The organism is Methylobacterium sp. B1 (assembly GCF_000333255.1).
Taxonomy (GTDB): domain Bacteria; phylum Pseudomonadota; class Alphaproteobacteria; order Rhizobiales; family Beijerinckiaceae; genus Methylobacterium; species Methylobacterium fujisawaense.
Map to the genome: position 1 here is coordinate 1 of NZ_BACT01000298.1, position 4,238 is coordinate 4,238.

General features: G+C 71.4%; 6 protein-coding genes and 1 pseudogene. 3 read left to right on the forward strand and 4 right to left on the reverse strand.

Translation table 11 applies throughout. The features are described 5' to 3' along the window. Nucleotides 1-253 (forward strand): annotated as a pseudogene (gene grpE, locus I53_RS08685) (nucleotide exchange factor GrpE); the annotation flags it as partial. 31 nt (nucleotides 254-284) lie between these two features. Here the strand turns inward: grpE and I53_RS08690 are convergent. The 4 genes from I53_RS08690 to I53_RS08700 form a co-directional block, all read right to left on the reverse strand. Next, nucleotides 285-662, reverse strand: a complete 378-nt coding sequence (locus I53_RS08690) for a hypothetical protein (RefSeq protein WP_078947253.1) — start codon at nucleotides 660-662, stop codon at nucleotides 285-287. Nucleotides 663-841: 179 nt separating this feature from the next. Continuing rightward, a complete protein-coding gene (locus tag I53_RS08695) occupies nucleotides 842-1,582 on the reverse strand; it encodes an outer membrane beta-barrel protein (protein WP_043349248.1) in 741 nt (246 codons plus the stop codon). A 36-nt stretch (nucleotides 1,583-1,618) separates the two neighbouring features. Continuing rightward, the gene (locus I53_RS35725) at nucleotides 1,619-1,747 is read right to left on the reverse strand and encodes a hypothetical protein (RefSeq protein WP_257787384.1); all 129 of its coding nucleotides are present in this window, start codon (nucleotides 1,745-1,747) and stop codon (nucleotides 1,619-1,621) included. Beyond that, on the reverse strand, nucleotides 1,744-2,073 hold the full coding sequence (locus I53_RS08700) for a hypothetical protein (RefSeq protein ID WP_043349254.1): 330 nt from the start codon (nucleotides 2,071-2,073) through the stop codon (nucleotides 1,744-1,746). Before I53_RS08700 ends, I53_RS35725 begins: the two co-directional genes overlap by 4 nt. Before the next feature lie 152 nt (nucleotides 2,074-2,225). On the opposite strand from I53_RS08700, the gene I53_RS08705 reads away from it, so the two are divergent. Together I53_RS08705 and I53_RS08710 are read left to right on the forward strand one after the other, a co-directional pair. After that, a complete protein-coding gene (locus tag I53_RS08705; protein WP_043349250.1) occupies nucleotides 2,226-3,071 on the forward strand; it encodes a DUF6502 family protein in 846 nt (281 codons plus the stop codon). 11 nt (nucleotides 3,072-3,082) lie between these two features. After that, the gene (locus I53_RS08710) at nucleotides 3,083-4,186 is read left to right on the forward strand and encodes a DUF5666 domain-containing protein (protein ID WP_251982259.1); all 1,104 of its coding nucleotides are present in this window, start codon (nucleotides 3,083-3,085) and stop codon (nucleotides 4,184-4,186) included. Nucleotides 4,187-4,238: the final 52 nt, after the last annotated feature.

Below are 4,238 nucleotides of genomic sequence, written 5' to 3' on the forward strand. Positions count from 1 at the left end.
AACTCACCGAGCGCGACCTCGCCAAGACCCTGAGCGCCACGGCGTGAAGATCGTCGAGCCCCAGGGCCAGAAGTTCGACCCGAACCGCCATCAGGCCATGTTCGAGGTGCCGAACGCGGAGGTTCCGGCCGGTACCGTCGTGCAGGTCGTGCAGGCGGGCTACGTCATCGGCGATCGCGTCCTGCGCCCGGCCCTGGTGGGCGTCGCCAAGGGCGGCCCGAAGGCGGCGGCCAGCCCGGCGGACGCCGCCTGACCGACACTGCCGCTCGTCCCCGCGGCGCGGCCTATTGGCAGGGCAGCGCCGCGGAGAAATCCGAGATGAATCGCGCCGCCTCCCGGGTGTGAGCGGGCGCGCGCGGATCCCGGGCGACCGCACCGGCCTCGACCGTGAGGCGCCGGTTGCACGCGCAGCTCGTTAGCGTGCCCGACATCGGATCGGCCGAGCAGATGTCGTGACGGGCGCAGGCACGGTCCAGCGCGTCGATCGGCCGGAATCCGGGACCCCGGTTACCCGGCCCGCAGAAGTTTCCGTAGATCAGGATGGCACCGCGCCCGGTGGGTCCGGGCGGGATGATCTCCTGGGCCCGCACCGTTACGGCGCAGGCCGCGAGCCCGAAGGCGAGCAAAGCTGTCGTGAGGGTGGTCGGTTTGGGGATGCTCACGGCCGATCCTGTCGGAGAAGACCCTCGATCCCGCACGGCTACGCCCGCGCGACATTCGGAATCGCCGCCCTGCACCGGCCATGACCTCGTTCGCGCGGCCGACGGATTCGCGAAGCCGAACGTCGCGTATGGCGTCCCAGCCCACGGGAAGCGTCAAGATCTCCGACAGCGAATATTTGTTAGAATCTATAATTCACGCCGGCCCTGACCAAGGCGAAACCAGATTCCTGTTTGCCGGCACCATAATATGCCGGACCGCTGGCGTTGTAGTACGTAGCAGCGGACGATCCGCGACCGAGATGGAGGTAGAGGGCCTCCACCTTGGCGGAAAGCTTCTCGGTGAAGGCGTATTCGATGCCGCCGCCGGCCGCATAGCCGGTCCGATCGGTCGCCGGCAGGGTGTAGGGATAGGATCCCGCATAGGTCGAGCGCGTGCCGCCGCCATACGCGAAGCCGCCGGTCCCGTAGATGAGGACGCGGTCGATGGCGTAGCCGAGCCGGCCGCGGACCGTCCCGAAATAGTCGAGGCTCGGCCGAACGCTGTAGTACGGCGTGGTGCCGAGATAGGCTGCATCCGCCTTGGCGAAGGCGGTGCCCTGGAGATCGGTCTCGAAGCCGACCACGAAGCCGGAGCCGGGCGCGAACTGATAATTGTAGCCGATCTGGCCGCCACCGGCGAAGCCGCCGCCCCGGCCGCCGCCCGTGACCGCGCCGTAGGTCGGATCGGTGAAGCTGCTGCTTCCGGTGCGGAAGGCGTATCCCGCATTCACGCCGGCGTAGAAGCCGGTCCAGGTGAAGACCGGCAGCGACGGCGGCAGCGGTGGGGGCGGCGCACGGCGCGGCAGATCGGCCGCCTGAGCGGCGAACGCGAAGCAGCAGGCCGCGGCTCCCGTAAGGGCTGCGTGGATCTTGAGCGTCATGGACATCTCGTCGTGGAAGGCGGCGGAGCCGCAGGATCACAGGGTCAGGAGGAGCAGGCCGACGACGGTCACCGCCAGAATCAGGCAGAGTGCGAGATCGAGGATGGCTGCTCCGCCGCAGGTCGGCGCCGGATGCGCGGTGCGAAGGCTGGACAGGGTGGTCATGACCGGTCCTCCCGGTATCCGGGCGTCTGCATCGCGGTCCTCATGGTCCGGAGGGCGCGTTTGGGCACGCCGAGAGCGGCAGGTGCCGCCGCCCCGCCTGAGGGGATGACGGGAGCGGCGGCCTGCGGCGCCTTCGGTGCGGCGGCGCGGTGGACCGTTTCCGCGACAGCCACACCGAGGACGGGCAGCGTGAGCGCGGCGGCGACGCAGACGATGCGCCGGAGCCGCGGAAGGGGGTCGTTCTGCCGCGGGCAGAACCCGGAGGCCGGAGGCAGGGTGAGGGGCGGTAGCGTCTCCAGGACCAGTCGGCGTGTCGGAACGGTCATGGTCCTGTGCTCCTCGCTTGACGTGGGAAATTTGACCACTCCGTCGATGTACGTGTGCAAAAATCCCACGTCAATTCGAAATCAGCGGATCGAGGTGCGCCGCCGCACGCAGTGGGATTGTATCCCACGGCACAAACCGCCACCATGCGATCATGTCTGAAACTGCCGATACTCCGCGGGACGGCGCGAGCCTGCACGCGCCGCTGGCGCGGCTGCTGCGCCCCCTCGTGCGCCTGCTGGTGGCCCGTGGAATCACCTTCCCTGCGCTGACCGACCTGTTGCGCGAGCTCTACGTGAACGTCGCCGAGTACGATTTCGCCCTCACCGGCAAGGAGCAGACCGACAGCCGCGTCTCGCTGCTCACCGGCATCCACCGCAAGGAGGTGCGGCGCCTGCGCGGGGCCGGCGCCCCGGTGAGTGCCGTGCCGGCGGTCGTCTCGCGCACCAGCCGGATCATCGCCCGTTGGATCGCCGATCCGGCCTTCACCGACCCGCAGGGTCATCCCCTGCCGCTGCCGCGGACCGCCGACGGCAACGCCCCCTCCTTCGAGACCCTGGTCTCGGGCGTGACCCGCGATCTGCGGCCACGGGCAGTCCTGGACGAGTGGCTCGACCGGGGCCTCGCCTTCACGGATCCACAGGACCGGATCGTTCTCGCCGAGGCGGCCTACGTGCCGCGGGGCGACGGCGCCGAGGGGCCGCAGCTCTACTATTTCGGCCGCAACCTGCACGACCATATCGCGGCCGCCGTCGCCAACATCGTCGGCGACGCGCCGCGCTTCCTGGAGCGGGCGGTCCATTACGACGGCCTGTCCAAGGACCTCGCGATCAAGCTCGAGGCGCGCGCCCGCGAGATCGCCATGGAGGCGCTGCAGCAAGCCAACCGGGAAGCGCACGCCGCCTGCCAGACCGATCCCGGCGGCACGCATCGGTGGAATTTCGGTCTCTACGTCTACACGGAAGCGGCGCCCTCAGCGCAACCCAAGGACGAGCGGTGAGAGGCCGGCCGGTGCGCGCCTTGCCCAACCGCCGGTTCGTCCTGCGCCTGCTCGCGGGCGCCGCGACCTTTCTGCCGGGCCCCGTCCGGCCGCAGGAGGCGCCGCGCGACCAGGGCATCGGCGGCACCGGCATGATGCGAACCGACGAGCCCCGCAACGGACCCCTCGGCGAGGGCGACCGCGGGATCGGCGGCACCGGCGTGATCGGCACGATCCGCCGCTTCGGCTCGATCATCGTCAACGACCTGCGCATCGCCTATCCGCCGGACGTCGAGGTGCGCATCGACGGCACGGCGGCGAAGACGGCCGACCTCAAGATCGGGCAGGTGGTCCACGTGGTGGCCCGGCCGGAGGGCGCCGGGCTCGCCACGGGGCGGATCGACGTGACCAGCGAGGTGGTCGGGCCGGTGGAATCGGTCGCGCCGGGGCGGTTGGTGGTCCTTGGCCAGCGGGTCTCGACGGCAGGTCTCACCGGCGCCTGGAAGCCGGGGGCGCGGGTCGCGGTGAGCGGGCTGCGGCGGCCCGACGGCGTGATCGTGGCGAGCCTGATCGAGGCGCGGGATTCCGGGCCCGACCGCGTCGCCGGGCCGGTGCAGCGGATCGCGGGCGGCCTCGGGATCGGCGGCCTGCGCATCGCGGGGGCCGACACCCTCCCGACGGGCCGTCGCGCCCTGGTGACGGGCACGGCGGCGAACGGCGTCCTCACCGTGACCAACGCCGCGCAGGTCGGCCTGCCATTCCCGCCGGGGCTGAAGCAGGTCTCGATCGAGGCCTATATCGGCCGGTCCGGCAGCGGGTTCGATGTCGGCGCGGGCTATGCCGTTGCGGGGCGCCCGGGCGCGCGCGTTCCGCGCGCCGGGAGCGTGAAGGCGGTGCTGACCGCAGCCATCGCGCGGGACGGCGACCTGACGGTGGAGCGGCTGCGGATCGAGAACCGCATCGCGCCCGAGCCGCACAGCCGGATGCCCCGCGGTTCGAGCGGGAACGCGACCGGCTCGACCTGCGCAAATCTCCCCGATGAGCTGCCCGGTCGGTTTCGGAGCCGAACCCGGCGGCCGGCAGGGCGGCATCGGCGGCCCTGGCGGCATCGGCGAGCCGCGCGGCCCCGCGATTGACCCCCGGGGCGGGGGGGCACGGTCGTCCCCGGTGCGGAGGGTCCCGGCGGAT

What these genes read in the sequence shown, in the direction of transcription:
- I53_RS08695 (WP_043349248.1), bottom strand. Translation starts at nt 1,582, where the DNA reads ATGACGCTCAAGATCCACGCAGCCCTTACGGGAGCCGCGGCCTGCTGC.
- I53_RS35725 (WP_257787384.1), bottom strand. Translation starts at nt 1,747, where the DNA reads ATGACCACCCTGTCCAGCCTTCGCACCGCGCATCCGGCGCCGACCTGC.
- I53_RS08700 (WP_043349254.1), bottom strand. Translation starts at nt 2,073, where the DNA reads ATGACCGTTCCGACACGCCGACTGGTCCTGGAGACGCTACCGCCCCTC.
- I53_RS08705 (WP_043349250.1), top strand. Translation starts at nt 2,226, where the DNA reads ATGTCTGAAACTGCCGATACTCCGCGGGACGGCGCGAGCCTGCACGCG.